Origin of the sequence: Brevibacillus sp. RS1.1, from assembly GCF_013284365.1 — a bacterium.
In the GTDB taxonomy this organism is placed as follows: Bacteria; Bacillota; Bacilli; order Brevibacillales; family Brevibacillaceae; genus Brevibacillus; species Brevibacillus brevis_D.
Window position 1 is genome coordinate 1 of record NZ_JABSVA010000033.1, and the last position, 1,030, is coordinate 1,030.

General features: G+C 49.8%; 1 protein-coding gene. It reads left to right on the forward strand.

The window, feature by feature from the left end; all coding sequences use genetic code 11:
- A partial coding sequence (locus HP570_RS29105) for a condensation domain-containing protein (RefSeq protein ID WP_254495536.1) occupies positions 1–1,030 on the forward strand: 1,030 nt, incomplete at both ends.

The following is a 1,030-nucleotide window of genomic DNA, read 5'->3' on the forward strand; positions in this document are numbered from 1 at the left end:
TGTTGCAGAACTGTCCGAAATACTTGGAAGCTTTTGGAGAGAAACATCAGGAGCTTCGATCGAACCTGTTTCACGGGAAGGCCATCTGCCATTGTCCTTTGCGCAGCAACGTCTGTGGTTCCTGGATCGCTTGATGCCAGACAGTGCCTTGTACAACATTCCGTCAGCCATGCGATTGCACGGGGATCTGAATATAGAGGCGTGGAACAAGAGCTTGCAGCTGCTGATCCAGCGTCACGAAAGCTTGCGGACAACCTTTGACCACGTAGATGGTCAAGCTGTACAAATCATTCACCCTTACCAAGAGCAGTCGCTACGCGTAATCGACTTGCGCGAGCTACCAGCAGACGAGTGCGAAGCAGAAACACAGCGCTTGGCAGGAGTAGAGGCAGCTACGCCATTTAACCTGAGCGAAGGTCCGTTGTTCCGTACCACCTTGATTCGCGTAAGCGAGCAAGAGGCCGTCTTCTTATTTAACATGCACCATATCATTTTCGATGGCTGGTCAATCGGTATTTTCATCAAAGAAATGAGAGCACTGTACGAAGCATTTGTTTACGGAAAAGAACCTGTATTAGCCGATCTGACATTGCAGTACGCGGATTACGCTGTATGGCAACGGAAGTGGATGGAAGAAGATGTGCTTACGCGACAGCTAGCGTACTGGAAAGAAAAGCTAGTCGATGCCGAACCACTATTGGTTTTGCCGACAGATCGTCCGCGTCCATCTGTTCAAAGCCATGCTGGCGCGATGTATACCTTTACGCTTTCAGCTGAACTGTTAGAAAAATTGAGTATGCTCAGCCGTGAAGAAGGATCGACGCTGTTCATGACCTTACTGGCTGCCTTCCAAACTATGCTCTACCGCTACAGTGGACAGGAAGACATCCTCGTCGGAAGCCCGGTTGCAGGACGAAATCGGGAGGAGATCGAGTCACTCATCGGTTTCTTCATTAACACATTGGTGCTACGTACAGATATGTCAGGGGAACCGACATTCCGTGACTTGCTGGCAAGAGTGAAGGAGACA